Raw genomic sequence first — 22,544 nt, 5'->3', positions numbered from 1 at the left:
TGACGACTAAAAAGGCTTGAATGTACTTTCCACAAATGGAAAATTTTTACAAAAAAATTTCCAAAGTTGGAAGTTCGCCCATAACTATATTAGTAAATTTTCGATTTTCACAAAATATAATGCAAAAAAGAACATCCTATACGATTAGTGCCGCAGTACTTTTTACAGTATTTACAACAGCTGTAATTCCATTTGATTTTGAAAAAAATGATTTTGAACAAAAATTTTACGGGTTTGCAACAATTGAAAAGATAGATGCGAATGGAAACAATGTTTTCACACAACAAGTTCACAACAGGCTAGTTGATACAGGTGAAACTTTTCTCTTGGAACAAACATTTCAAGATTCAAACAGTGCATCAGATAACACACAGATAGGTGCAATTTGTGTTAGTGATGAAGCACAAACACCAGCAGAAAGCGATACAGCTTCAACATTTGATAGCGGAAACTCAATTGCAGAAAATAATTGTAAAGAAGATACTTCAGTTACAATATCATCACAAACTGCACAGGTTGGTCCTTTGACTTTTCAAGCTGGTTCAACAAATGTAGCTAATGGAGATACTATTCGTTCAATAGGAATATGTACAAATCGTGCAGCAAGTGATGCAGATTATAATAATTGTGCAACTGCTTCAGGAATTTTGTTTTCAGTGATTGATACTTCAGATGTTACATTAAACAGTGGTGAAACTGTACAAATTACATATACATTTGACATCACATCAGATACAACATAAAATATTTAGTTAAAAATTATTTTTTATTCTTGAATTATTGGAGTGTCTCCAACTTCAATTGAGTATTGTTTTTTTCCATCTTCATCAACAGTAACAACTACATCAGATTCATCAACAGAATTTGAATGAGATATTACTGGGGAGTCAGGATAAGTTAAACTCAATGAGGTATCATGATCAACTGATAAATTACTTTCAATTGAGGGAGTCATTGATTCATCAAACTGTTGTGTAGATGACATGTATGCAATACCTACAAGAGATATTACAATTACACTAATTACAACAATTCCTTTTGAGTTCACAGTTCTACAAATTAGTACAAAGCTAAAAAATGTTATTATTGATTTGAGTAAAACAGTTTAAAGAATATCAAAAAGGGAGCTTGATTCAAATAATTTTTTAGTGACAAATATTTCTAATGAAAGATCATCTTTCTTTACTTCAAACAGGATTTTATGATAAAATGTTGTGTATTGATCAACAGGACGTCTGTTTTCAACCATTTTACGTTTTGTTTGGATTAAAAATCCATCACGAATTAGTGCATTAACTTTTCTATATCCAGAAGTTGTTGAAATTTTTCTCAATCTTAAAACATCAGAAGTAGTACGATTCTTGTCAGTCATTGCTGTAAGAACTTTTCTTGATTCATCATCACCAATTGTATCCATTAATTTTCTTTTAAGAAAGTCATCCAAGATTGTAATTATGTAATATTTTCCATCATCAGATTTTCTAAAAATACAAATTTTACTCAGATATTTTTTTAGTTGGGAATAATCAGATTCGCCAAGAAGTTCTTTTCGAACTTGATGTAATTTTTCAATGTCTTCTATTGATTGTCTAATGGAAATACCAAATTTTTCAAACATGGTTTTTTTCATCTGATATTCTGCCTCTGCTTTGAGGTTCTTCTTGATTGCAATCTCAAAGGATTCAGATAAGAAACGGTCAACACCGGGCATAATTTAATAACAAAGATTTTGTTATAAAAACATCATGAGTGATTCCACAAAGAGAATAACAGGAATTGTTGTTGATGATGAGCCTGACATAGTAGATGTATTTAGTGAAATGCTAGAAGACAGAGGCATCGAGGTAATTGGAAAAGGAGGCAATGGGAAAGAAGCAATTGATCTTTATTTTGCAAACAATCCAGATATTGTATTTGTAGATATGATGATGCCAGATGGTTCAGGATTCTATGCAATTAAAAAAATTCGTGCAAAAGATTCCAAAGCTGTAATAATTGCAGTAACTGCAGATGTCACATCATTAACTGAAGAAAAACTCAAGAAACTAAAAGTAAATGGTATTGTTTACAAACCAATAGACATGGACAATCTAATGGAAATTGTAAAAATATCTCAGATTTCCAAGATTAGTAAATAATTAAGACAAGTGCGTATGCAAATTTTTGAAAAAATATTTCTTTAAATAACAAATTCAATAGTGAATGCTGTGGGATTAAGAGACATAGAACTAAAAGAAGAGTATCGTTCTGACATTGATGATATTGTTGCAGAGTTTTTCTTTCCATGTCTTGGTCAATGTATAGAATATGACAGATGTGTAGATTTTCTATCAATTCAAACATTGGCAACAATTGCAATGGCATTTGATAATTTTGCAATAGGAAAAGCAAAATTAAGAATGGTTACAGGTCACAGATTCAGAACAGAGGATCTTAATTTGTTCACAAAACTATTTTCTGAAAAATATACAAAATCATTTGAAGGAAAGTTGATCAAAGATTCTAAAATACAAAAGCTGCAAAACATTGTCAACAAAGGACAAATCGAACTAAAGATTGCAATTCCAAATTCTGAACAAGTAGCTGATTCTTTTTCAGAAAGAATTGGAGTATTTAGAGATGACAAAGATGATGCAGTTGCATTTACAGGAACATCAAGAGAATCATTTTCAACACAAACAAGAGACTTTGAATCAGTTGACGTGTTTACATCGTGGAATGATAAATCAAGAGTACAAAGAAAGATGAAAGACTTTGAAGAGTTGTGGGAAAATCAAACAAAACATTTGGAAGTTTATGATTTTATGTATGCAGAGGAAAAAAACTTGCTAAAGTATTCTACAGATTGGGTTCTCAAAGATTAAATGATTCTTCCAGTCTTGCTTTGTTTTCATAAAAGTTCATTTTGTTAATTTTGTAATAGATAACTTCACCACGACGTTCAATAACTGCAATTATTGGTTCTTTTCCCATTTGAGTAATCTCTTGAATCTTTTTTTGTAGTGCACCCATCTTTTCTTGTTGGCCTTCATTTAGACCAAATATCAAAAATTTTGCTCCTTTCTCACCAAAGTGTCCTCTTTCATACACTCTAAAGTCAGAACCAAATCCAAATCCATCTTTTACAACATATCCACGATTCCTAAGGTCACGGTATATCAAAAATTTAGTTAGAATTTCAGAATCATTCTTTTGACAGACATTCATGAAAAAATCAAAATCAATTTCTTTTTTGCCTTTCTTTAGAATTAGTTTGTTAGTATACAGAAGATAAAGAGTTTCAAATTGTTTTAAGAAGAATTTTTCTTTTTCAATTTCCCCATATCCCTTTAGTTCAAGTTCATGAATCATTTTCTTATCAGAAATACAGGCTTGATCTGAAACCAATGTGCCACGGACCAAAGGGGTTTCTTCCATGATGAAAAGAAAACCAAATGATTTCCATATAAGCATTGGAAAATACGAATAAATCTCTTCTAACCGTTAAAATATGGGGATTCAGGCGTTATCATATCATGCATGGAGCCAATTACAGAGAAGGAAATGGCCAAGTCTTTACCAGAAGAAAGTACATCAAAGGTAAACCACAAATCAAAATTGCAAAATTTCAAGGTGGTAAAAGAGGAACTTACCAATATTGTGTACAATTATGCATTAATGAAAAAATGCAGTTAAGACATATGGCAATTGAATCAACAAGATTGGCAGCAAACAAAACACTAGAAAAAACAACTGGTGAGTCAGGATACTATTCCAGACTTAGAATTTATCCACACAACATGTTAAGAGAAAATAAACAAATTGCAACTGCAGGTGCAGACAGAATTTCAGAAGGAATGAGAAGAGCTTGGGGAAAAGCAACCAGTTTAGGTGCAAGAGTAAGAGAAGGTCAATGCATTATGGAACTTTACGTTAATGGTGATGCACATTTAGCAGCAGCAAAGAAATCACTCAAAAGTGCATGTGTAAAATTACCAGGAACACCAACAATCAAAGTTCTTGATTGGAATAAACCATCACCATAGATTTTCCAAATCAGATTTCTTATTTTGAATATATTCTAAAAATTCTTCAAATTCATCTTTTGTTGGTTCCCGATTCAAAATTCGTTTTGATTGATAATAAAATGCATTGTATATCCTACCAACAACAATACCCAAAGCAAAAGATTTGGAATTGTCAATAGTAGACAATAGAGAAATTAATTGTTTAATGTCATCTTTGTTAGAAATTGTTTCTTGAATTTTTTCATCAATCTTTTTTAGAAGAGTTTTATCCATAGTTAATCTTCATTAAAATAGTTAAAAACAGTTTAATATCCAAATTCAGCTTCTAGGTTTGTTGCAGTTATAGTACAGTCTGGTTAGTACTCGTGCTTGCCAAGTACGTGACCCGGGTTCAAATCCCGGTAACTGCACCATCTATTGATTTTTAGGCACAAGAGCAGATTTTATGATTTCTAGAGCATCATGGGCTTTTTCTGGTCTAGGTAATTGAATTGCAATGACATTATCTTTACCATATTGGGATTCAGGAGAATTGAGTACAAACATGGATGTTTGAGCAAGTGTTTCAAAGAATTGCAAATCAGTCTTTGCATTTACAAGATACTTTTCAGAAATATTTCCAATTGAAAAAGTCAAAACAACTTCAACAAAGACATTTCCCAATCCATCTTGTAAGATATTCAAATCAGTGTTTACTGCAAATGGCTGTCCTTCAACTTTGGCTCTAATGTTTTCATATTTTTTTGCATCAATTACAATACAAGGAGTTTCTTTTCCTTCAAAATCAAAAGTAGTAATGCCAGTGTGAACTTGCTCTAGCATTCGTTTTAGTTCATCAGACATCTTCTTCTTCTAATTTCTCTACGACTTTATCTCCTGCTTTTACAAAGAATGGTGAAAGGAATGCGGTAATTATTGAGATGATGCCTATCAATGGGAACAAGAAAGCACTAACTGCACCAATGTCAACGCCAGCTTTTACAATTACAATTGAGAACTCTCCTCTTGGAGCACCTAAAGTAAATGCTGAGCGAAGTGCCTTACCACGCTTTTGTCTGAATATAATATTTCCAATCATGTTTCCTCCAAATTTCATACCTGTTGCAACTGCAATCAATGCAATTGCTATCCAGATGTAATCTCCAAGTTGTGAGATATCCATCAAAGCCCCAACTGAGATAAAGAAGATTGCAACGAACATGTCTTTAATTGGACTAGAAAGGAGTTTTGCTACTTCAGCAGATTTTGATTCTGCTACCAAAACACCTGCCAAAAAGGCACCAATTGCGACTGATAATCCTACAATATTGGCAAATAATGCATATCCAAAGCAAACGCCAAGAACACTAAGAAGTAAAATTTCACGATGCTCTGCAGCAGCAACTCTGTCAATTAATGGTGGTATTACACGAGTTCCAATAGTAAATGTTCCAACAATTAATCCAGTTGCAACTAGAACAACTACAATTATTGATTCAATAGAAACACTTCCGACTAAAGCAATTGATTGTAAAGATGAAATCAAGATAACTGCAATAACGTCTTCTACAATCAAAATACCCAATACAAGAATAGAAGATTCTTTTTTGATCCTCCCCATATCTTCCAAAATTTTGACAATGATTGCAGTACTGGAGATAGATAATGCAGCGGCAATAAATAATGCATCCATAAATTGCAGACCCAAAGCAGTAGCAGTGTAAAATACCACACCCAAAGTTGCGAACAAACCAAGAGTTCCAACCCCAACTGCAACTCGCCCTATACTCTTAATTTTTGCATAAGGGAACTCAATTCCAATTACAAACAAAAGTAAGATCACCCCAATCTCAGCAAAAAGATGTAATGCAGAAATATCAGATAAAATTCCAACACCCTCTAAAACATCACCAGGAGGTCCACCTTCAGGTAGTAACCAAGACCAAAATGGGGAAAGAGGGCCAAGGAGCATTCCTGCAAAAAGATATCCAATGATTAGTGGTTGCTTAATTTTGAAAAATGCAAGAGTAACAACTGCACCAATAATCATGATAAAGGCCAAATCAGTAACAAATGATGTGTGAGGAAGTTCAGGAGTAATCTGTTCAATCAAGCTAGAAACTGTATTGTTAAGTGAGCTTTGGATTCCACTAGGATTTAGTTGCAGTGGAATGTTTTGCATGTTTTCAGTTAACAAATTTGTTTAAAAATCATTGCGGATTGAAAATTCGAAAGTAAAATTACCTAAACTGCTAATAATTGAACACAGGCTCAAAATAATTTCAAAATGTTAATCTCTTTATTCCAAGGAACAATTATCAAAATGCAGAGTGATGATTAGGTCAACTGAATCAAATGTAGAGATATGACCTGGGGTATCTGACTGCATAATTGGTTACGTTGTCATTACCTTGATATTAATAGTACGGTACCATACCGTACTATATGATTCAATGTGAATATTGTACAAGAGGTTTTATCGAAACAGCAAATGGTTTGGCTGAAAAAACCTTCCATGAGTTACTTCATGAACCAGAAGTTGTAAACAAGTAACTCTTTACATTTTTTATTTTAGACCTAACTTTTTTATCGTTAAATTCTGTTTCAATTGATATGGCTACAAAAACTGCAAAGAAAAAAACAACTCCTAAAGCAAAAAAAGAAACAAAAAAAGTTACAAAAAGAGAACCAAGTCCATCAGTTTTACTAAAAAAAGTAGCATCAGTATCAGATTCTAACAAAGCATTACAAAAAGAGATCAAAGTAATGTCAAAGATTTTTGGAGAAAATCAAAAAGTTCTAGTTTCTATGAAAGGTATGATCGATTCATTAACATCAGCATTAGAACATATTCAAAAACAATCAAAACAACTTAACTTAATTGAAGACGACACACAAAAGCTATATGCAGGACTAAATCAAGTAAGAACTCAATCAAACCTAGTAACTAAGATTAACAATCAAACTGCAAAATTACAAGAAGAGATCAGTAGAATTTCTGAAGAACAAAAATTATCAAAAACTCAAGAAATTTCTCAACAAGTAGAAGACAGTATGAATTCTATTAGAAATAATTCACAGATGATCATCAAAATAGCTCAAAGAATTGATGAAGTAAGAGATGATTTAAGAAAAGTTTCAGGTAAAACAGACTCTTTCTTAGAAGTTGGTTCAGAAATGGACAAACTAAAAAACAGTATTGAAGAGATTTCAGGTAAAACTGCAAAACTTGAAACAGGTTCTCAAATTATTGAAAGTCTAAAACAAGAACTCTCAAAAATAACTGACGGGGTTTCAGATAGTTCCAATCTTAATTCCGAATTAGAAGCAATAAAGATCACAATTGATGCAATTTCTTCTAAAGCAGCAAAGATTGACTCACTTGGAGGCGTAATTGAGGGCCTAAAACAGCAATTTGAAACAGTTGCCACAAAGGCAAATTCAGTTGATAATGTGAGCCTAGAATCAATAAAAGAACTAGCAGGAAAAATTGACAAGATTGAAACTGAGATAGGGGCACTATCACATAGAGCAGATTCAACTGCATTTGTGGGTGAAGGTCTCAAATCGGTTCAAAACGACCTTTCAGAATTCAAACAAAATGTATTTGATAAAACTAACAGCATTGAGCAAAAAATTTCATCAGCAGCAGATATCATTAAAAGACAAGATGCTGCATCTGCAGAATTTCATAAAAAGACTGAAAAATTGTTTGAAGAGATGCAGTCAGTTAGAAGTGTAACAAACAAAGCTTCAGATGATTCATCAAAAGAAATGATGGCTTTGCTAAAACTTTCAGAGTATCAATCAAACATCAGGATGAATGCAGAATCAAAATACGGAGATGCAAAAGATCTTGAAAAGATGGCAGAACAAACTGCAGATATTGTGAATTTATTTGATAGAATCTCGATAGAATCTGGAGAAAAGATTCCACTACCACATGAAGTAAGACAATGGGCAGTAAGCAAAATTCTTGATTGTGCAGATAAGTGGGAAATTAGATTTAGTGATGTATATTCAATTTTGACAAATGCAATTGGAAGAGATTTGTTAAAAGAAGCAGTAAGAATTCAGCAAGTTAGAGACATTTATGGAATTAGAGCTGTTGATGAAATTAGAAAAGATCTAAATATTTCTTAGACTCCAACGTCGTCGACTTCTTTTAGTTGGTCTTTCTTTCTTTTTAGTGCTGCAAAGATTCCCAAGATTGCTGCAATCCAAATGGTACTAAAGGCAATATTTTGAATACTGACATACATGTAAGGAGTTGCATCCATGATGTCAGTTTGCAATGAAACAGCTCTACTGTTGATATCAAGCATTCCGGTATGATATGCAGAACTATCTTTTGGCACTGTAGAAATTTTTTCAATACTTGCAGTCATTGTTTCTACAGCATTTTCAATTCTAAGGAAGTTTGTAGATTCTGTTGGGAACATCCAAACAGGGTTTTTAGAAATAACCTCACCATTAGCATTTGTTGTTTCAGGTAAATTCTCCATAACAACAGTCAAATCAGTTTGAATTGCCAATAGATGAGCCTTTATTGCAGCAGGATCAGATGAGCCAATAATTCCATCTAGATTACCTCTCATTCTATCAAGGGGATAAATATCAGTGCTATAACCATAGATTGCCATAGAACCACCAAAGATTATGATGGCAACAATACCTACCATGGAGAGTTTGTAAACCAGATTAGCCATTTTCTCTTTCTTGCTTCTAATTTTTGGAGTACTTGATTTATTTCTTTTAAATCGAGTGTGTGAGAGGCTCAGATATGCAATATAGAAGAATCCTATTGCTTGCAATGCGATAATTGGTGCAAATATGGGATTGTTTGAAAATATTGAGATAAAGATTCCTAAAATTCCATACACACCAAAGAATAGTTCAAGAAGAGTTACTTGAGAGAAAGGTAAATTGTATGCATTATCTTTCCAGTCATCTTTTTTCTTGAGAACACCATACTTTGGAGTTCTAAGAAATTCATTCTTTTTTCCAAGAACTGCATCAAATACTGCAACAGTATTGTTAACTGACATCCCAGCATTATACACCAATAGTGCAGGTAGTATCTTTGCTTTTGACTTCCACGACTTGTGATACATGCTTTGTATAATCATGATGTATGCACCAGGTCCCATTGCAAGATATGTTGCAATTGTTAATGCAGGAAGAAAACTAATCACATAAAGATTGACATTTGCAGCTAACAAAATTGGTAATGATAGAAATTGAATTAGCATTAATGGGTAAACAATATGACGTGTAAGTTGAATGAAAGCTTGAATCTTTGCCTCAATTGCAATTTTTCTTTTTATTGTAATATCAGTTAGTAGTTTTAATGCGCATTGGATGGAACCTTTTGCCCAACGAAATTGTTGTCGTTTTGCAGCATTCATTTGAACAGGTAGTTCTGCATCAACTACGACATCAGGCAAGAAGACACACTTCCAACCTTTCATTTGAGCTCTATAACTAAGATCAAGATCTTCGACTAAAGTTGCAGTATGCCAACCACCAGCATCTTCAATACAATCACGTTTCCAGATTCCAGCAGTGCCATTAAAATTCATGAAAAGATGTGAATTACTCTTTGCCTTTTGTTCAATTAGAAAATGAAAATCCAAACTAAGTGCTTGAGCTTGAGTGATTGCTGAATAGTTTTCATTTACATGCCCCCAACGACACTGCACAAGACCAATGTTTGATTTTGCAAAATGAGGAATAGCACGTTTTAGGAACCATGTTGGGGGAATAAAGTCAGCATCAAAGATTGCCACTAATTCAGTATCAGTTGACTGCATTGCATACTTTAGTGCACCAGCCTTGTACCCTTTTCTGGTTCCACGTCTCACATGCTCGATTTGGAATCCTTTCTTCTTATAATCATCAACAGTTTGTGCCAAAAGGTCAACAGTATCATCATCAGAATCATCTAACACCATTATTCTCATTTTGTCTTGAGGATAATCCAGATTACATACTGAATCTACTAGTCTTTTTGCGACATACTTTTCATTGTATATTGGTAATTGAATTGTAATTGACGGAGTACCCAAGTCAGCTGTTTGTAAATTGTCTTTTCTTTTTCGAGACAAAAATGCAAGATAGTAAAAATTGCAAGTATACGCAGTGATAATTACAGCAGATATAATGAATAGATCAAATACAAATGCAGTGAAGGGGTTGATTGCCATTTTTCCCTAGCTCTGAGAATCACTGTTCGCTATTTATACTTGCAATAAATTTCCACTATTTTTGTTCGAAGATCTTGATTGCTTGTGGCGGACATACACCTTCACATGCAAGACAGAATATACAATCAGGTTCTTTTGACATTAGTGGTTTCTTGTCAGATGCAGGGTTTCCAGGAGTATCAAACCACTCATACACACCTACTGGGCATGCTTCAATGCATCCACCATCTGCTACACAAATATCATAATCTACTGAAACAAATTCTCCCCAAACACCCATGATTCCATTACTGGTGCCTTTTCTACCCCAAGTTTTGATTGTGTGTTCTGCTGCTTCATATGCTGTAGATGCTTTCATTTTTTGTTTGTAATCAACATCAATTGGTCCAGGCTTTGCACCATCTGGAATCTCCATATCACCTTCATCTTCTTCTTCAGCTTCTTCAGTAGCCTCAACTGGTTTTGGTTTTGCACCAAGAACAATCTTTGCTAAAGGAGTAAGGTCTTCAAGTTTTTGAATAGCTGCAACTTCAGAAATTTTTTCTGCTTTTGCAAAGTAAGAAATCATCTTGTCTGCCAAGATAGTGTTACGTAAAATAGTATCAATTACCATTTTTGCAAAATGGTCTGCTTTCTTTCTATAATCTTTGACCCAATTAGGATCACCGAACTTTTCAATTGGGAAAATCTGATAAATAATATCTACAACTTCACCAGTGACAATTTCAACTGTAACTGATAGTTCTACTTCTTCGTATCCCTTTGCATCAGGATCATCCATGTTTTGTTCAGTCCAGCGATATGTTGCAAAAACTCTATCAGCGTACTTGTCCATCTCAAAAGCCTTTTTGAGACCATCATGGACTGATTTTATCTCATTAGGATCTTCAAGATTAATTGGCAATCTATACAATCCAAGTTTGAATCCATGTAATGGATAAACTCCACGTTTTGCAGTAGGGGCTTCCATTGACCAAACTCGATCTTTGAGAAGTAAAGACATCTGAGATTTCTCAATCGATTTTATTTAAAAAGGTTATCAGTCATCATCGTCAGGACATGTGAGTTCACGTAATTCTGTGTATTTTTTTTCCATTGTTTCAGCATGTATTGAAACTGCATCAAGATCGTAAGAATCCTTTGGGAAATACCATCGAATTGGAACCCAATGGCCAATACCATCCATATCGTGAATCATACCTTTGTCAGCCTTGACATTTAGTTTTTCATCAACGGAGGTCTCCTTTACAGTAAGGCCTCTTTTTGTCTTGTCTTCCATAACAAGATCGGTGTCAGAATCTTTGATAAAATAAAAAGATCCCTTTTTTAAAACAGGGAGGTCTAGTAACATTTTATTTTTCCACAGGGTTTCCTATCATGTTTCCCCATTCAGTCCAAGAACCATCATAGTTTCGAACCTTTGGATATCCAAGTAGGTACTTTAGAACAAACCAACTGTGTGAAGAACGTTCACCAATTCTACAATAACAAATTACATCTTTGTCAGGTGTAACTCCTTTTGGTTCATAGTTTTGTTTTAGTTCATCAACTGTTTTGAAAGTTCCATCAGCGTCATTGACGGCAGTTGCCCATGGAATATTGTTTGCATCAGGAATGTGTCCACCTCTTTGTGCATGTTCCATTGGATACTCTGGTGGTGCAGTAATCTCTCCTGAAAACTCAGCTGGAGATCTAACATCAACCATTACAGTATCTTCTTTTCCAAGTGCACGGCTTACATCAAATAGATATGCACGTAATCCTTCATCTGGAGGTTGTGCATCATATGTAACTGATTCAAATTGTGGTTCATCAGTTGTATAATCTCTATTTTCTAATTCCCATTTTTTTCTTCCACCATTCATAATCTTTAGATTTTCATGTCCATAGATTTTGAAAACCCAGAAAACGAATGCTGCAAACCAATTGTTAAAGTCACCATAAAGAACTACCTCAGTATCTTTTGTAATTCCATTTTTTGCCATTAACTCTTCAAATTGTTTTTTGGAGATAATGTCTCTTGTAACTGGATCATTAATGTCACGTTTCCACCAGATAAGACTGGCACCACTAATGTGACCTTTTTGATATCCATTTACAGGATCATAGTCGACTTCAACTAATTTTCTATTTTCGTTTGGGGGATTTTGTGAAACCCATTCCGTATCAACTAATACTTCTGGATGTGCGTAACTCATGAGTTAATCGCAATTGTTTTCATAATTAATTGTTTTTCCAAAAAAATATCATTTTTAAGTAAATGCCATTTCTAGAAAACTGCTTGAAACTACAAAACGTTGCAGTGGTAAGTAAAGTAGGAAACAAAGAATCTGAAAAAGCTGCAATTGATGTTGCAAAAAAATTGTTGGCAAAAAAATCCAAAGTGTACACCATATCACCAATTCAAGTTGAGGGTGCAAAGCAGATTGAGACATTAGAGGAATTAAAGAAGGTAAAATTGGATTTGGTAGTCACATTAGGTGGAGATGGGACAACACTTCGTGTTTTTAGAAATTTAGAAAATGAGACTCCAATTTTGACAATAAATGTAGGTGGAAACAGAGGGATTTTAGCTGAAATTACAATTGAAGAGATAGATGATGCACTAAACCAAATTCAAAAAGACAAATTTTTCTTAGATAAGAGAACAAGAGTAGTTGCATCTTGTGGGGGAAAAGAATTTCCGCCAGCATTAAATGAAATTTTCATTAATAGAGCAAACTTGACAAAGACTGCAGAAATTGAAATCAAATTCCAAAACGATACTGTAAAACAAAAAATGGATGGAGTGATTGTTGCAACACCAAGTGGTTCAACAGGACATTCATTTTCATTGGGAGGACCAATTTTGCATGAGAGTTTAGATGTATTGATAATTACACCAGTTGCACCAGTGTATAGATTAGAATCAATTGTAGTTCCAGACGAAAAGATAGAGATAATCAGCTCTCATGATTGCAACATTGTAATGGATGCACAAGTTGTAAAAAGTGCAGGGTTTGAAGAACCAATTACTATCAAGAAATACAAAAAACCTGCCGTGTTTATCAGATTAAAAAAACGCGGGTTAAGACAAATGAGTAAACTTGGATTTTAGAATTTTAGATGCTAGTGCATTTTATGCAGGTGTTCCATTTAGATCATCTAATGATTGCTATACAACATCACTAGTATATGATGAAATCAAACACATAAAGAAAAATCATGACGCATTAGGAACTTTACTTGAAACAAACAGACTCAAAATCAGAGAGCCTGATGCAGAATCAACAAAAACTGCTACTGATGTAGCAAAGAACACTGGAGACTATCCACAGTTATCAAAGCAAGATTTGTCAGTAATCGCATTGGGTATTGAATTAGAGGGGGAGATAATCAGTGATGATTTTGCAATTTCAAATGTTGCAAGAAACCTAGGCTTGAAGATATCATCAATAATGACACAAGGAATAAAGGATGTTGGAAGATGGGTGCATTACTGCCCAGGATGTAGAACAAATCATGAATCAGGAAAAGAATGTCCAATGTGCGCCACACCACTAAAAAGAAAATTACTCAAAGAATAGCATTAAGATATAATTTTTTTAAATTCATTGAGTTTTCGAATTCCTTCAAATTCGATATCAAATTTTGCTTTTTCTTTGAATGAAAAATCTAATTCAATTACTTTAGATAAGATTTCTATTCCTTCTAGAACTCTTCCAGATTTTATCAAAGATGATGCTTTGTTGTAAAGAGTAGTTGGGTTGTTTGGTTTTTCTTTCAAGACTTGCTCATAGCAACCTAGAGCAACATCAACTTGTCCCAAATAATGATGAGCCAACCCTTTGTTCAGTAATGCTAAGAGATTTTTTTCTTGAGAAAGAACATTGTCATATTGAACAATGGCATCACCATATCTAGCCAATTGTCCCAAGATATGGCCCTTCTTCAGTAATGCTACAATGTGTTTTGGATCCTGTGCAAGAATTTTGTCATAAATTACAAGTGCATCTTTTGGATTTCCCAAATTCATCAGTGTTTGACCACTATTTAGTAAAGATTCGATTGTTTCAGTCATCATGCAAAGTTTTTTGATTTGATTTTTTGAGATGTTTACTTTTTGTGTCAAGAACTTTTTTGATTTTTTTGGCTCTTGCATCTCCTAAACCTTCAACTTTAGATAGCTCTGCAGTAGTTGCGGTAAATACTTTGAGAGGAGTACCAAACTTTTCAAGCATCCTTATTGCAAACTTTTCTCCAATTCCAGGTAAACTGCAAAGAGAGGATAATTGTTGTCTCTCTAAATCAGATGATTTTTTTATTTTCTTAAGATAAGGCCCTTTTGGAGCATCCTTTCTGGAACACATCGATACTAACAACTTAGCAGTATGTGTTGCACTAGGAGTAGGAATTACTGGAATTTTAAAATCAAGAACCACGGTAGAGATTGCACCATAAAATATCAAAGGGTTTTCTGTAATCTCTTCAATCTCATCTACATTTCCTTCCATTAGTACAACAGGATTCTCAAAATGCTCCTTTAGTCTAGTACATTGATCAAAGAGTCTTCCATCAAATACGGATGCCATCAAATCACGAATGCTTTTTCTCTCCACAACAGTTTCAGGTGCAACAATGTAATCACCGATTGGAAGAGTCTTCATCTCAAGATTAAGGCCAACTGATTTTAGTAATTCGGGAATTCCACTTTTGCGTTCCCTTTCATCTACAATAATTCGGAGGTTTTCTAAATTCACAAATACCTTTGAAAAGAATTGTTAATATCTTATATGAAAATGGTTTTTGAGATTATTTTCTAGGATTATCTTCTGCTTTTGGAGGTTCTTGAGATCCACTCTTCATCATTTCAGTGATCTTGGATTCTTGTTCTTTGAGAGTTTCTTTGACACGTGTTTCTTGTTTTTCAAGTACTGTTGCACGGGTTTTTGCCATCTCTTGTTTTTCTTCTAATTCATCAACGAGTTCCTTTTTTGTTGATTTTAACAAGACTGTTCCTGCTTGCTTGTAAACTGCATCAGCATCACCAACTTTCTTTAATTCTTCAAGGGCCTTCTCAGTTTCTGCCTTTTCCATCTCAAGATGTTGTTTTTGAGTCATGATAGATTGGAGATTTTGTTGAGATTGTTGTAATTTCATCAATTGTTCTTGAAGCCATGGTGGCATTTGTCCTGCTGACATTATTTATCACAATTTTTGTTTCATTATATCTTTACCGATTCTATAGTCTCATTACTTGCTTGAATCAATCTCAAGGTAGAGTTGAGATTAGCCCTCAAGTGGGGAAGATGCTCAGATTCTACAGAAATTGTCATTTTCTTGTCTAGTTTGATTTCAGTCTTTACAGGGTTTTCAGGATAAAACTCGTTATCGGTATTTACTGAATCAAAAATTGCTTTTGTTTTGTCTTTTGCATCAACTGTAATTTTTGCACTAAACTTTAACGTCATATGCGGTTCCAGCTATTTTGAAGCTGCATTTTTTGCAAGACCAAATTCCTACTGCATCTCTACCAAATGTTTTAGAACCACATTCAGGACATGCTCTTTTTTCTTTTAATTGAAGATGAATTTTGGTATATTGTTTTCTAATTTTAATTCCGTATCTTGCACCAAGACCTTTGAGTGATTTCTTGCCCTTTGCCATTTTACTGACCTCCTTGCTGAGCTGCTTTTAATTTTTCTCTTATTTTTGCGCCTACTCTGACTGAGATTTCACCGCATTGAACGATTTCATCTTGTGTGAACCCATCATCTCCACCTTTTTGTAAGGCACAGATGTTTCCATCAGAATCACTAGTAATTGTAATTCTTGCATCCATACTTGCCCATTCATCACCATTAGGATCAACTATGATGTGATTTCCAATCTTTCCCATGGTTACAGATACAGGAATTGTAGTGATTGGAACATCAACTTCTTCACCTTCAACTAGTGCAGGTGCGTCGTCTACCCAATTCCATTTAGGACTTTTTGATGAGAGTAATGCGGCAGTTGCAGCATAAGAACATGCATCAAATAGATTACCATCATAATCAACAACAACATTGTCTGCAAAGACACCAATTACAGATTTGTCTTTTTCAATAACTAATTGAGATACATCAATCATGTGACTTTCTCTGATTCCTCTATCAACAACTCTAGCTAGTTCAATTACTTCAGGTCCCGGAGGTCCTGTTTCAACTGTAGGATGTGAAAGTGGTAATAGTTCAGCAGTACAAATGAAAAGTCCTTTGTCACCAGTGTCTGGAAAAGGTCTGTCTGGTTGGATTTTAACGCCACATACAACTTCAGTATCGCCTAATCGAACTCTTGCAGAACCGTTTGCTTTTGGAATGGCATTAGTTTCAATAGAAACTTCTCTTGATTCATCAAGAGCTCTACCATCTACTCTTTTTCCTTGTTCTAATAATTCAAGAATTTGGTTTCTCTTTAGTTCGTCAATAACTGTATGTGATGTCATTTCTAATCTCCCTTGTTTCCAAAGTATTTGTCGTTGAGTGCTTTCTTTTGTAATTCATAAACTAGTTTGCATCCATCAACTCCAACTTGAATACATTTTTTGTATTCTTCAGGAGTAAGAACGCCATCTAATTGCAATAGTGTAATTTTTTCAAGATTTGGCATGTAACCAATTGGCATGTCTGCTTGACCTGCTTGGTCTTCTTCATTGTTAACATCAAGAATCACAGTATCTGCAACTTTGCCTGCAGCAATTGCTGCAACCATATCTCTCATTGGAATTCCAGCATCAGCTAGTGCGACAGATGCTGCTGTAAGTGCGGCACATCTAGTTCCACCGTCTGCTTGTAAAACTTCGATAAATACATCAACTGCAGTTCTTGGGAATTTTTCTAACATGACTGCAGGCTCTAATGCTTCTTTGATTACTTTGGAAATTTCAATCTCTCTTCTTGAAGGTGCAGGATTCTTTCTCTCACCAACAGAGAATGGTTCCATGTGATATCTAACTCTCAAAATACCAGTGTCAGTATCAGACATGTGTTTTGGATGAACATCTCTAGGACCAAATACTCCAACTAGAATTTTGTTATCACCAAATTCAATGTAAGATGAACCATCTGCATTTTTGAGTCCACCAGCTTTAATCATAATTCGACGTGGTTCATCAACTGTACGTCCGTCACAACGTTTTCCATTTTCGTCCATAAGGACCATTGTTGCTTCTCGTCCACCCATTATGATTCACCTTTTTTATCTAACATTTCTTTCACTTGATCAGTCAAATTTGCAACGTGTGCTTGCTCATTAACCATTTGAATTGCTTTTTTAGCCTTTAATAATCCCTCTGGGGATTCACAGGAAACTACAACCCAACCGTTTTGTCCAATTGTTACTGCAGCATCAGTAGCCTCTTCAATCATCTGAATCATACTACCTTTCTTTCCAATTAGGCGTGGAACTTTGCTTGGAGATATTTCCATAAGAACGCCAGAATCAATCTTTCCCAAGTCTCTATCAGAGATGGAGACTAATGGATCTCTTGTTCTATCAAAGTTTGCAATTCTTGCAGCAACTAGATCTCCTGTTCGGAGTTTGGTTGCAAGTTCATCAGCATGAGCAGAAAAGTCACGTCCAAAAACATCTTGTGCTGGCAAAAATCCAACATAGCATGAATTGATATCCAATTCCCAAGACAAGGATGTGTGGGAGTTGACTTTGCCAATTACAAGATCATTAATTTTTGGAATATATTTTCCAGTTAGTGGAATTACACGAACAGAGTCATCATAAATTTCAGAAATACCAATTGTTGTTGAGATTATTTTATTTCCTTCAAGTACTGTGTTTTGTTCAGGTCTGAAAGGTCCTGTGGTTACAACATCACCTGGGATAACGTATTTTCTCTTATCTGCCATTATTGCATTACCTCAACTGAAGCAGAACCTTTGGTTATAGAACCTAATCTGTCTATCACGTTTGGCCTTGCTGCAGCGGGTATTTCAAGTATTGCTTTTAGAGAACCATTATTTTGCCATTCTTCTTTTTTCAGAGAACCTACTGACTTTAGAACAGCATATGATTGTGAAGCATATTGTGCAGGTATGATAATCTCTAATTGCAAATTCTCAGATTTTAGAGCAATTATTGAACGAAGTTTGTCTACAATATCTTTTACTTGTTCATCAACACTTTTCTGAGGATCAACTGAAACTCTTCCATCTTTCATTGCTTGCTCAACTCTCAAAGGTGGGTGAGGTAAGTGAGTTTTAGGATCGACATAGGTCTTTGCAATGTATGCTACAATCTGTTTTTTCTTGTCTTCAATCATCTTTCGTCTTTGATCAGTTGTAAGATTAAGATCACCTTTTTGCATAATTATTTGAGCAATTTCAGTTTGATCTTCAGTTTTGAAAGCTTTGAGTAGTTTTTCAGTAGAAGGTTTTGTTCCCTTTCCTGAATCAGTGTAGATGTCTTCAGAAACCAAAATTGCAGAAATATCTTTTTTCTTTCCAAGCTTGTACTCTAGTGCTGGATCAGGTTTTACCAATATCTCAAATTTCTCTCCTTCAAAAGAGAATCTTGCAACTGTTACATCGGCCATTTCTATTTTGATGTATGATAATTTGGTATTTATCTCTACACACTGTAAATTGTGCAGAAATCATTACAACAACATCACAACATCAATTCAAAAGAAAGATTCTCTAATTGATAATTAGTTCAAGTATTTTTTTGATAATACTAGTATGATCAGCATCAATCTCAGTAGTAATCATCAAGAGGTGTTTTTCGTCAACTGGAAATGTAATTCGTTTGATTTTGTCGTATTCTGCTAGTGCGTACTTTGCAGGACCAATTTTGTGTTCAATATTTTTTCTTGTCTGCCATCTTTGGGATGCATAATAGTGCATCATCTGTAATTCTTCATCACTTAGAATTGGAGTGACATCGGATCTAAAACCACCGGCAATCTTGACACCAGTATTATTTTGAATTGCAGCATATCTGATGGAGGAATCTAAATTCAAAATATTAGAATACAATTTTTCAAAATCCATGGGTTTTCTAGAAGAAAATCGGACTTAAGCATTATCTCAAAATAGACACATTCCATACACAAAACTAGCTAGATTTTTATGTGGACTTTGAAGATTTTCATCAAGATTTGTCATCCTTAGAAGTAATTAGCAAAGATAATCAAAAAATAGCTTTAAAGCTCAAAGGCGTACCATTACAATATGCAAATGCCCTAAGACGTGTTTGTCTCAATGGTGTTCCAGTCTTTGCAGTTGACACAGTTGATATTATTGAAAATTCATCAGTTTTACCAGATGAAGGTTTAGCACATAGGTTAGGTCTCATACCACTCAAAACGGATTTGAGCAGATTTAACGAGCCATCAAAGTGTGAGTGTCAAAGTGAAACAGGATGTTCAAATTGTAAGGTAATGTTAGTTTTAGATTCTGGAGATTCAGATGTTACAAGAACAGTTCTATCAAACGAACTATCATCTGAAGACGACTCTATTACTCCAATATCAGACAAAATTCCAATTGTAGAACTTGCACCAGGTCAAAGAATCAAAGTTGAATGTTATGCAAGACTTGGACGGGGTACAGAGCATGCAAAATGGAATTCTGCAAATGTTTCAATGTTAACTGAAACAGACAAGGATGATGAGAGAATTCTTACTGTTGAATCAACTGGAGCACTTAATCCTGAGCAAATTATCTTGTCAGGAGTAGAAGAAGTAGGTCATAGATTGGCCGAATTCAAAGATACAATCGACCAAATCAGCGAATAGAAAGCATATACGTTATATTTGGGTTTTAAACCGCATTATTCACATGACTAATCAAGTAGTTATACGCATGGCAAAGGATCTAAAGTCTGCATCAGCTAAAAACGATGCTCCAATTTGGGCAAAACTAGCAGAATATGCACTAAAACCATCTATTGCCAGAAGAGACATTAACTTGAATAAAATCGCTAAACTAACTAAAGAAAACGACACTGTCGTATTTCCAGGAAAAGTTCTTGGAACAGGCAATGTACCTCACAAAATCACATTATGTTCATTTTCAATATCAAACTCTGCAGCAACCAAAATTATTGAAAATGGTGGAAAACTAATCAGTTATTCAGAATTAATCGAACAAAACCCAACTGGAAAAGGAGTAGTATTACTTGGCTAGTCAAGAGACAGTTGTTAGAACTGACAGACCAATCGTAGTAGATGCAACCAACCATATTGCTGGCAGATTATCATCAAATGTTGCAAAATTACTAAAACAAGGACACAGAGTTTCAATTGTAAACTGTGAGAAGATCATGTACAGTGGAACTAGATCAAACTTGATTAAAGAATATAGAGAATTTTTAGAAATTAACAGTATCATTAATCCAAAACACGGACCTGTACACTACAGAAGACCAGATACAATCATCACAAAAATGATTCGTCAAATGTTACCATACGATAGAAAGCCATCAGGTAAAGAGTCAATTAAAAGACTAAGAGCATACATTGGTTCTCCAAAAGAACTAAAATCACTTGAGAAGATTCAATTTGAGAAAGCAAAAATTAAAAAATCTCCATCAAACTACACCACGATGGGAGAATTATGCAGAGTAATAGGGTGGACTGAATGACAACACCAAAAACTGAAATCTATTTTGCAACTAGAAAGACATCTAGTGCACATGTTTACATTACTAAAGGACAAGGTAAAGTTAGAATTAACAACGTACCAGTTGAAATGATTCCTCAAGAAACTGCTCGTGAAGTAATTTTAGCACCACTTGAAATCACTGGGGATTTGAGAGACAAAATTGACATCTCTGTTAGAGTAAGAGGAGGAGGTTTCATGGGACAAGCAAGTGCTGTTGCAACTGCAATCTCTAGAGCACTAACAGGATGGACCAAATCAAAGAAAGATCCAAAAGATCATCCATTCCCAAAATCAACCAGAGAAGACCTTAGAAAAAGAATCACAGATTATGACAAATATCTAATCAGCGGTGACGCCAGAAGAAAAGAACCAAAGAAGTTTGGTGGACCTGGTGCAAGAAGAAGAAAGCAAAAATCATATCGTTAGACTGTGAAGGCAATAATTTTAGCCGGTGGCAAAGGTACACGAGGCAAGCCATATACAGAATTCTTTCCTAAAGCAATGACACCAATCGATGGGAAACCAATGATTGATTACATCATAAAATATCTTCAAAAATACAATTTCATAAAAGAGATAATCATAATTTCAGATTTTAACGGTCTTGGAGGACAAATCAAAAACTATTACGGAAACCAAAAGAACATCTCTTTTGTTCAAGATTCTCAAAGTGGAACTGGAGGAGATTTGTTACACATTGAGAAAAAACTAAAAGGTGAATCTGAATTTGTGTTGTGGTTTGTGGATAATCTGTGTGCAGTAGATCTCAAAAAAATGAAAGAGACATTTACTAAAAAGAAGAGTTCTGCATGCATTGCAACTAGAACAAAGAGAAGAGAAGAGACAGGATTTGCAGTGGTGAAAGATGGAATAATTACAGAATTCAAAGAAAAACCAGTTATGAAATTACAATTGTCTGAATGTTTTGGAATCTATATGCTTGAAAAAGACATTATCCAAAAAATAAAGGCAAAGAAGAAACAAAAAGAGATCAATCTCTCCTACGACATATTACAACAATTATCAAAGGAAGGAAAGATCAGTGCTTTTGATGTTGGAGATAAGGAATGGATTGATGCGGAATCTCCTTCATATTTGGAGAGAAATCAAAAAACTGTAAAGAAGATCATAAAACAGATGGGACTGTAGACTGTTTTTCAAATTCAGAAATCTTATCTTCAAATTGATATGTTTGTGCAATATCATCCAATCCCTCTAAGAGAATTTTCTTTTTGTGAGAATCTATCTCAAAATGTATTTCATCTGAAGATGTTTTGATTATTTGATTTTCTAAATCAACTTCGATCGGTTCAGACTCTTGTTGTAGTTTCTCAACAACACTTTGCTCTAAAGAAATTGGCAAGATTCCATTCTTGAAGCAATTGCTAAAGAAGATATCAGCAAATGAAGGGGCAATAATTACTGAAAAACCATAGTCTTGGAGTGCCCATACTGCGTGCTCCCTACTAGAACCACAGCCAAAATTGTCGCCTGCAACCAAGATATGAGAGTTATCATATTTTGAGTCATTTAAGACAAAATCAGATTTTGGGTTTTCATTTTCATCATATCTCCAGTTAAAGAACAAAAATTTTCCAAATCCAGACTTTTGTACTAGTTTTAGAAATTGTTTTGGTACGATCTGATCAGTATCAACATTAACTTTGTCAAGTGGAGTTACAATGCTTGTTGTTTTCTTGAAAGGTTCCATA

33 protein-coding genes and 1 tRNA gene are annotated in these 22,544 nt (G+C 34.4%); 13 read left to right on the top strand and 21 right to left on the bottom strand.

Annotated features, from left to right (window positions below; all coding sequences use genetic code 11):
• Positions 1–119: 119 nt before the first annotated feature.
• On the top strand, positions 120–743 hold the full coding sequence (locus NMAR_RS02430) for a hypothetical protein (protein ID WP_148680043.1): 624 nt from the start codon (positions 120–122) through the stop codon (positions 741–743).
• Between the two features lie 23 nt (positions 744–766).
• Here the strand turns inward: NMAR_RS02430 and NMAR_RS02425 are convergent, their stop codons facing one another.
• Both NMAR_RS02425 and NMAR_RS02420 read right to left on the bottom strand, forming a co-directional pair.
• Positions 767–1,048, bottom strand: a complete 282-nt coding sequence (locus tag NMAR_RS02425; protein ID WP_012214837.1) for a hypothetical protein — start codon at positions 1,046–1,048, stop codon at positions 767–769.
• Positions 1,049–1,105: 57 nt separating this feature from the next.
• Positions 1,106–1,711, bottom strand: a complete 606-nt coding sequence (locus tag NMAR_RS02420) for a hypothetical protein (protein ID WP_012214836.1) — start codon at positions 1,709–1,711, stop codon at positions 1,106–1,108.
• Between the two features lie 34 nt (positions 1,712–1,745).
• Between NMAR_RS02420 and NMAR_RS02415 the strand changes: the two genes are divergently transcribed.
• Positions 1,746–2,138, top strand: coding sequence for a response regulator (locus tag NMAR_RS02415; protein WP_012214835.1), 393 nt, complete (start codon positions 1,746–1,748; stop codon positions 2,136–2,138).
• Between the two features lie 69 nt (positions 2,139–2,207).
• The gene (locus NMAR_RS02410; protein WP_012214834.1) at positions 2,208–2,864 is read left to right on the top strand and encodes a phospholipase D-like domain-containing protein; all 657 of its coding nucleotides are present in this window, start codon (positions 2,208–2,210) and stop codon (positions 2,862–2,864) included.
• Here the strand turns inward: NMAR_RS02410 and endA are convergent.
• Positions 2,854–3,417 (bottom strand): tRNA-intron lyase, encoded by a 564-nt coding sequence (endA, locus tag NMAR_RS02405; protein ID WP_148680042.1) that lies wholly within the window; start codon positions 3,415–3,417, stop codon positions 2,854–2,856. The two genes, NMAR_RS02410 and endA, sit on opposite strands and share 11 nt — an antisense overlap.
• Positions 3,418–3,515: 98 nt before the next feature.
• Between endA and NMAR_RS02400 the strand changes: the two genes are divergently transcribed.
• Positions 3,516–4,025 carry a 50S ribosomal protein L16 gene (locus NMAR_RS02400; protein ID WP_012214832.1) on the top strand — a complete coding sequence of 170 codons (510 nt, stop codon included), beginning with the start codon at positions 3,516–3,518 and terminating at the stop codon, positions 4,023–4,025.
• Here the strand turns inward: NMAR_RS02400 and NMAR_RS02395 are convergent.
• Positions 4,017–4,280 carry a hypothetical protein gene (locus NMAR_RS02395; protein WP_012214831.1) on the bottom strand — a complete coding sequence of 88 codons (264 nt, stop codon included), beginning with the start codon at positions 4,278–4,280 and terminating at the stop codon, positions 4,017–4,019. The two genes, NMAR_RS02400 and NMAR_RS02395, sit on opposite strands and share 9 nt — an antisense overlap.
• 63 nt (positions 4,281–4,343) lie before the next feature.
• Here NMAR_RS02395 and NMAR_RS02390 point away from each other — a divergent pair.
• Positions 4,344–4,420, top strand: a tRNA-Gly gene (locus NMAR_RS02390).
• Position 4,421: 1 nt separating this feature from the next.
• On the opposite strand, the gene NMAR_RS02385 is transcribed toward NMAR_RS02390, so the two are convergent.
• Both NMAR_RS02385 and NMAR_RS02380 read right to left on the bottom strand, forming a co-directional pair.
• Complete coding sequence (locus tag NMAR_RS02385; RefSeq protein WP_012214830.1) at positions 4,422–4,850, bottom strand: hypothetical protein; 429 nt, start codon at positions 4,848–4,850, stop codon at positions 4,422–4,424.
• On the bottom strand, positions 4,843–6,168 hold the full coding sequence (locus tag NMAR_RS02380; RefSeq protein ID WP_012214829.1) for a cation:proton antiporter: 1,326 nt from the start codon (positions 6,166–6,168) through the stop codon (positions 4,843–4,845). The genes NMAR_RS02385 and NMAR_RS02380 overlap by 8 nt, the downstream gene beginning before the upstream one ends.
• Before the next feature lie 431 nt (positions 6,169–6,599).
• Between NMAR_RS02380 and NMAR_RS02375 the strand changes: the two genes are divergently transcribed.
• Entirely contained in the window at positions 6,600–8,129 is a 1,530-nt protein-coding gene (locus tag NMAR_RS02375) for a hypothetical protein (protein ID WP_012214828.1), read from the top strand.
• Here the strand turns inward: NMAR_RS02375 and NMAR_RS02370 are convergent.
• The 4 genes from NMAR_RS02370 to NMAR_RS02355 are packed head-to-tail and all read right to left on the bottom strand — an operon-like array spanning position 8,126 to position 12,390.
• Complete coding sequence (locus tag NMAR_RS02370) at positions 8,126–10,192, bottom strand: glycosyltransferase (RefSeq protein ID WP_012214827.1); 2,067 nt, start codon at positions 10,190–10,192, stop codon at positions 8,126–8,128. The two genes, NMAR_RS02375 and NMAR_RS02370, sit on opposite strands and share 4 nt — an antisense overlap.
• 55 nt (positions 10,193–10,247) lie before the next feature.
• Entirely contained in the window at positions 10,248–11,195 is a 948-nt protein-coding gene (locus NMAR_RS02365; protein WP_012214826.1) for a 4Fe-4S dicluster domain-containing protein, read from the bottom strand.
• A gap of 36 nt (positions 11,196–11,231) precedes the next feature.
• Positions 11,232–11,543 (bottom strand): hypothetical protein, encoded by a 312-nt coding sequence (locus tag NMAR_RS02360; RefSeq protein ID WP_012214825.1) that lies wholly within the window; start codon positions 11,541–11,543, stop codon positions 11,232–11,234.
• A 1-nt stretch (position 11,544) separates the two neighbouring features.
• Entirely contained in the window at positions 11,545–12,390 is an 846-nt protein-coding gene (locus NMAR_RS02355; RefSeq protein ID WP_012214824.1) for a sulfurtransferase, read from the bottom strand.
• Between the two features lie 83 nt (positions 12,391–12,473).
• Here NMAR_RS02355 and NMAR_RS02350 point away from each other — a divergent pair, with 83 nt between their 5' ends.
• Together NMAR_RS02350 and NMAR_RS02345 are read left to right on the top strand one after the other, a co-directional pair.
• Entirely contained in the window at positions 12,474–13,289 is an 816-nt protein-coding gene (locus NMAR_RS02350) for an NAD(+)/NADH kinase (RefSeq protein WP_187146553.1), read from the top strand.
• Positions 13,279–13,758 carry an NOB1 family endonuclease gene (locus NMAR_RS02345; protein ID WP_012214822.1) on the top strand — a complete coding sequence of 160 codons (480 nt, stop codon included), beginning with the start codon at positions 13,279–13,281 and terminating at the stop codon, positions 13,756–13,758. Before NMAR_RS02350 ends, NMAR_RS02345 begins: the two co-directional genes overlap by 11 nt.
• Before the next feature lie 2 nt (positions 13,759–13,760).
• On the opposite strand, the gene NMAR_RS02340 is transcribed toward NMAR_RS02345, so the two are convergent.
• The 10 genes from NMAR_RS02340 to NMAR_RS02295 all read right to left on the bottom strand — a co-directional run bounded on the left by NMAR_RS02340 (position 13,761) and on the right by NMAR_RS02295 (position 19,218).
• The gene (locus NMAR_RS02340) at positions 13,761–14,255 is read right to left on the bottom strand and encodes a tetratricopeptide repeat protein (protein ID WP_012214821.1); all 495 of its coding nucleotides are present in this window, start codon (positions 14,253–14,255) and stop codon (positions 13,761–13,763) included.
• Positions 14,245–14,931 carry an ERCC4 domain-containing protein gene (locus NMAR_RS02335; RefSeq protein WP_012214820.1) on the bottom strand — a complete coding sequence of 229 codons (687 nt, stop codon included), beginning with the start codon at positions 14,929–14,931 and terminating at the stop codon, positions 14,245–14,247. The genes NMAR_RS02340 and NMAR_RS02335 overlap by 11 nt, the downstream gene beginning before the upstream one ends.
• A 52-nt stretch (positions 14,932–14,983) precedes the next feature.
• Entirely contained in the window at positions 14,984–15,373 is a 390-nt protein-coding gene (locus NMAR_RS02330) for a prefoldin subunit beta (protein WP_012214819.1), read from the bottom strand.
• 23 nt (positions 15,374–15,396) lie between these two features.
• Entirely contained in the window at positions 15,397–15,642 is a 246-nt protein-coding gene (locus NMAR_RS02325; RefSeq protein ID WP_012214818.1) for a KEOPS complex subunit Pcc1, read from the bottom strand.
• Positions 15,626–15,838: an eL43 family ribosomal protein gene (locus tag NMAR_RS02320; protein WP_012214817.1), complete on the bottom strand. Its 213-nt coding sequence runs from the start codon at positions 15,836–15,838 to the stop codon at positions 15,626–15,628. The genes NMAR_RS02325 and NMAR_RS02320 overlap by 17 nt, the downstream gene beginning before the upstream one ends.
• Before the next feature lies 1 nt (position 15,839).
• Positions 15,840–16,658 (bottom strand): exosome complex protein Rrp42, encoded by an 819-nt coding sequence (rrp42, locus tag NMAR_RS02315; RefSeq protein WP_012214816.1) that lies wholly within the window; start codon positions 16,656–16,658, stop codon positions 15,840–15,842.
• A gap of 2 nt (positions 16,659–16,660) precedes the next feature.
• Positions 16,661–17,395, bottom strand: coding sequence for an exosome complex exonuclease Rrp41 (gene rrp41, locus NMAR_RS02310; RefSeq protein WP_012214815.1), 735 nt, complete (start codon positions 17,393–17,395; stop codon positions 16,661–16,663).
• On the bottom strand, positions 17,395–18,075 hold the full coding sequence (gene rrp4, locus NMAR_RS02305) for an exosome complex RNA-binding protein Rrp4 (protein WP_012214814.1): 681 nt from the start codon (positions 18,073–18,075) through the stop codon (positions 17,395–17,397). The genes rrp41 and rrp4 overlap by 1 nt, the downstream gene beginning before the upstream one ends.
• Positions 18,075–18,761, bottom strand: a complete 687-nt coding sequence (locus NMAR_RS02300; protein WP_012214813.1) for a ribosome assembly factor SBDS — start codon at positions 18,759–18,761, stop codon at positions 18,075–18,077. The genes rrp4 and NMAR_RS02300 overlap by 1 nt, the downstream gene beginning before the upstream one ends.
• Before the next feature lie 103 nt (positions 18,762–18,864).
• The gene (locus NMAR_RS02295; RefSeq protein ID WP_012214812.1) at positions 18,865–19,218 is read right to left on the bottom strand and encodes a DUF6659 family protein; all 354 of its coding nucleotides are present in this window, start codon (positions 19,216–19,218) and stop codon (positions 18,865–18,867) included.
• Positions 19,219–19,298: 80 nt separating this feature from the next.
• Here NMAR_RS02295 and NMAR_RS02290 point away from each other — a divergent pair, with 80 nt between their 5' ends.
• From NMAR_RS02290 to NMAR_RS02270, 5 genes are read left to right on the top strand one after another with little or no spacing between them, the layout of a single operon-like run.
• On the top strand, positions 19,299–19,964 hold the full coding sequence (locus NMAR_RS02290; RefSeq protein ID WP_012214811.1) for a DNA-directed RNA polymerase subunit D: 666 nt from the start codon (positions 19,299–19,301) through the stop codon (positions 19,962–19,964).
• 43 nt (positions 19,965–20,007) lie between these two features.
• The gene (locus tag NMAR_RS02285) at positions 20,008–20,355 is read left to right on the top strand and encodes a 50S ribosomal protein L18e (RefSeq protein ID WP_012214810.1); all 348 of its coding nucleotides are present in this window, start codon (positions 20,008–20,010) and stop codon (positions 20,353–20,355) included.
• Positions 20,348–20,812 (top strand): 50S ribosomal protein L13, encoded by a 465-nt coding sequence (rplM, locus tag NMAR_RS02280; RefSeq protein ID WP_012214809.1) that lies wholly within the window; start codon positions 20,348–20,350, stop codon positions 20,810–20,812. The genes NMAR_RS02285 and rplM overlap by 8 nt, the downstream gene beginning before the upstream one ends.
• Positions 20,809–21,258: a 30S ribosomal protein S9 gene (gene rpsI, locus NMAR_RS02275; RefSeq protein ID WP_012214808.1), complete on the top strand. Its 450-nt coding sequence runs from the start codon at positions 20,809–20,811 to the stop codon at positions 21,256–21,258. The genes rplM and rpsI overlap by 4 nt, the downstream gene beginning before the upstream one ends.
• A gap of 3 nt (positions 21,259–21,261) precedes the next feature.
• A complete protein-coding gene (locus NMAR_RS02270; RefSeq protein WP_012214807.1) occupies positions 21,262–21,981 on the top strand; it encodes a nucleotidyltransferase family protein in 720 nt (239 codons plus the stop codon).
• Here the strand turns inward: NMAR_RS02270 and leuD are convergent.
• Positions 21,959–22,543, bottom strand: a complete 585-nt coding sequence (gene leuD, locus NMAR_RS02265) for a 3-isopropylmalate dehydratase small subunit (RefSeq protein WP_012214806.1) — start codon at positions 22,541–22,543, stop codon at positions 21,959–21,961. The two genes, NMAR_RS02270 and leuD, sit on opposite strands and share 23 nt — an antisense overlap.
• Between the last annotated feature and the right edge of the window lies 1 nt (position 22,544).

This window comes from Nitrosopumilus maritimus SCM1 (assembly GCF_000018465.1).
Taxonomy (GTDB): Archaea; Thermoproteota; Nitrososphaeria; order Nitrososphaerales; family Nitrosopumilaceae; genus Nitrosopumilus; species Nitrosopumilus maritimus.
This window is presented reverse-complemented; position numbering and strand designations above follow the sequence as displayed.

Bases quoted from the DNA above. Each gene is read 5' to 3' on its own strand.
- endA (WP_148680042.1), bottom strand. From the start codon at position 3,417: ATGGAAGAAACCCCTTTGGTCCGTGGCACATTGGTTTCAGATCAAGCC.
- NMAR_RS02385 (WP_012214830.1), bottom strand. From the start codon at position 4,850: ATGTCTGATGAACTAAAACGAATGCTAGAGCAAGTTCACACTGGCATT.
- NMAR_RS02330 (WP_012214819.1), bottom strand. From the start codon at position 15,373: ATGTCAGCAGGACAAATGCCACCATGGCTTCAAGAACAATTGATGAAA.
- NMAR_RS02420 (WP_012214836.1), bottom strand. From the start codon at position 1,711: ATGCCCGGTGTTGACCGTTTCTTATCTGAATCCTTTGAGATTGCAATC.
- NMAR_RS02355 (WP_012214824.1), bottom strand. From the start codon at position 12,390: ATGAGTTACGCACATCCAGAAGTATTAGTTGATACGGAATGGGTTTCA.
- NMAR_RS02380 (WP_012214829.1), bottom strand. From the start codon at position 6,168: ATGCAAAACATTCCACTGCAACTAAATCCTAGTGGAATCCAAAGCTCA.
- NMAR_RS02365 (WP_012214826.1), bottom strand. From the start codon at position 11,195: ATGTCTTTACTTCTCAAAGATCGAGTTTGGTCAATGGAAGCCCCTACT.
- rrp41 (WP_012214815.1), bottom strand. From the start codon at position 17,395: ATGGGTGGACGAGAAGCAACAATGGTCCTTATGGACGAAAATGGAAAA.
- NMAR_RS02300 (WP_012214813.1), bottom strand. From the start codon at position 18,761: ATGGCCGATGTAACAGTTGCAAGATTCTCTTTTGAAGGAGAGAAATTT.
- leuD (WP_012214806.1), bottom strand. From the start codon at position 22,543: ATGGAACCTTTCAAGAAAACAACAAGCATTGTAACTCCACTTGACAAA.
- NMAR_RS02430 (WP_148680043.1), top strand. From the start codon at position 120: ATGCAAAAAAGAACATCCTATACGATTAGTGCCGCAGTACTTTTTACA.
- NMAR_RS02285 (WP_012214810.1), top strand. From the start codon at position 20,008: ATGACTAATCAAGTAGTTATACGCATGGCAAAGGATCTAAAGTCTGCA.
- NMAR_RS02325 (WP_012214818.1), bottom strand. From the start codon at position 15,642: ATGACGTTAAAGTTTAGTGCAAAAATTACAGTTGATGCAAAAGACAAA.
- rrp4 (WP_012214814.1), bottom strand. From the start codon at position 18,075: ATGGCAGATAAGAGAAAATACGTTATCCCAGGTGATGTTGTAACCACA.
- NMAR_RS02360 (WP_012214825.1), bottom strand. From the start codon at position 11,543: ATGTTACTAGACCTCCCTGTTTTAAAAAAGGGATCTTTTTATTTTATC.
- rrp42 (WP_012214816.1), bottom strand. From the start codon at position 16,658: ATGACATCACATACAGTTATTGACGAACTAAAGAGAAACCAAATTCTT.
- NMAR_RS02400 (WP_012214832.1), top strand. From the start codon at position 3,516: ATGCATGGAGCCAATTACAGAGAAGGAAATGGCCAAGTCTTTACCAGA.
- NMAR_RS02340 (WP_012214821.1), bottom strand. From the start codon at position 14,255: ATGATGACTGAAACAATCGAATCTTTACTAAATAGTGGTCAAACACTG.
- NMAR_RS02375 (WP_012214828.1), top strand. From the start codon at position 6,600: ATGGCTACAAAAACTGCAAAGAAAAAAACAACTCCTAAAGCAAAAAAA.
- NMAR_RS02295 (WP_012214812.1), bottom strand. From the start codon at position 19,218: ATGGATTTTGAAAAATTGTATTCTAATATTTTGAATTTAGATTCCTCC.
- NMAR_RS02395 (WP_012214831.1), bottom strand. From the start codon at position 4,280: ATGGATAAAACTCTTCTAAAAAAGATTGATGAAAAAATTCAAGAAACA.
- rpsI (WP_012214808.1), top strand. From the start codon at position 20,809: ATGACAACACCAAAAACTGAAATCTATTTTGCAACTAGAAAGACATCT.
- NMAR_RS02370 (WP_012214827.1), bottom strand. From the start codon at position 10,192: ATGGCAATCAACCCCTTCACTGCATTTGTATTTGATCTATTCATTATA.
- NMAR_RS02320 (WP_012214817.1), bottom strand. From the start codon at position 15,838: ATGGCAAAGGGCAAGAAATCACTCAAAGGTCTTGGTGCAAGATACGGA.
- NMAR_RS02415 (WP_012214835.1), top strand. From the start codon at position 1,746: ATGAGTGATTCCACAAAGAGAATAACAGGAATTGTTGTTGATGATGAG.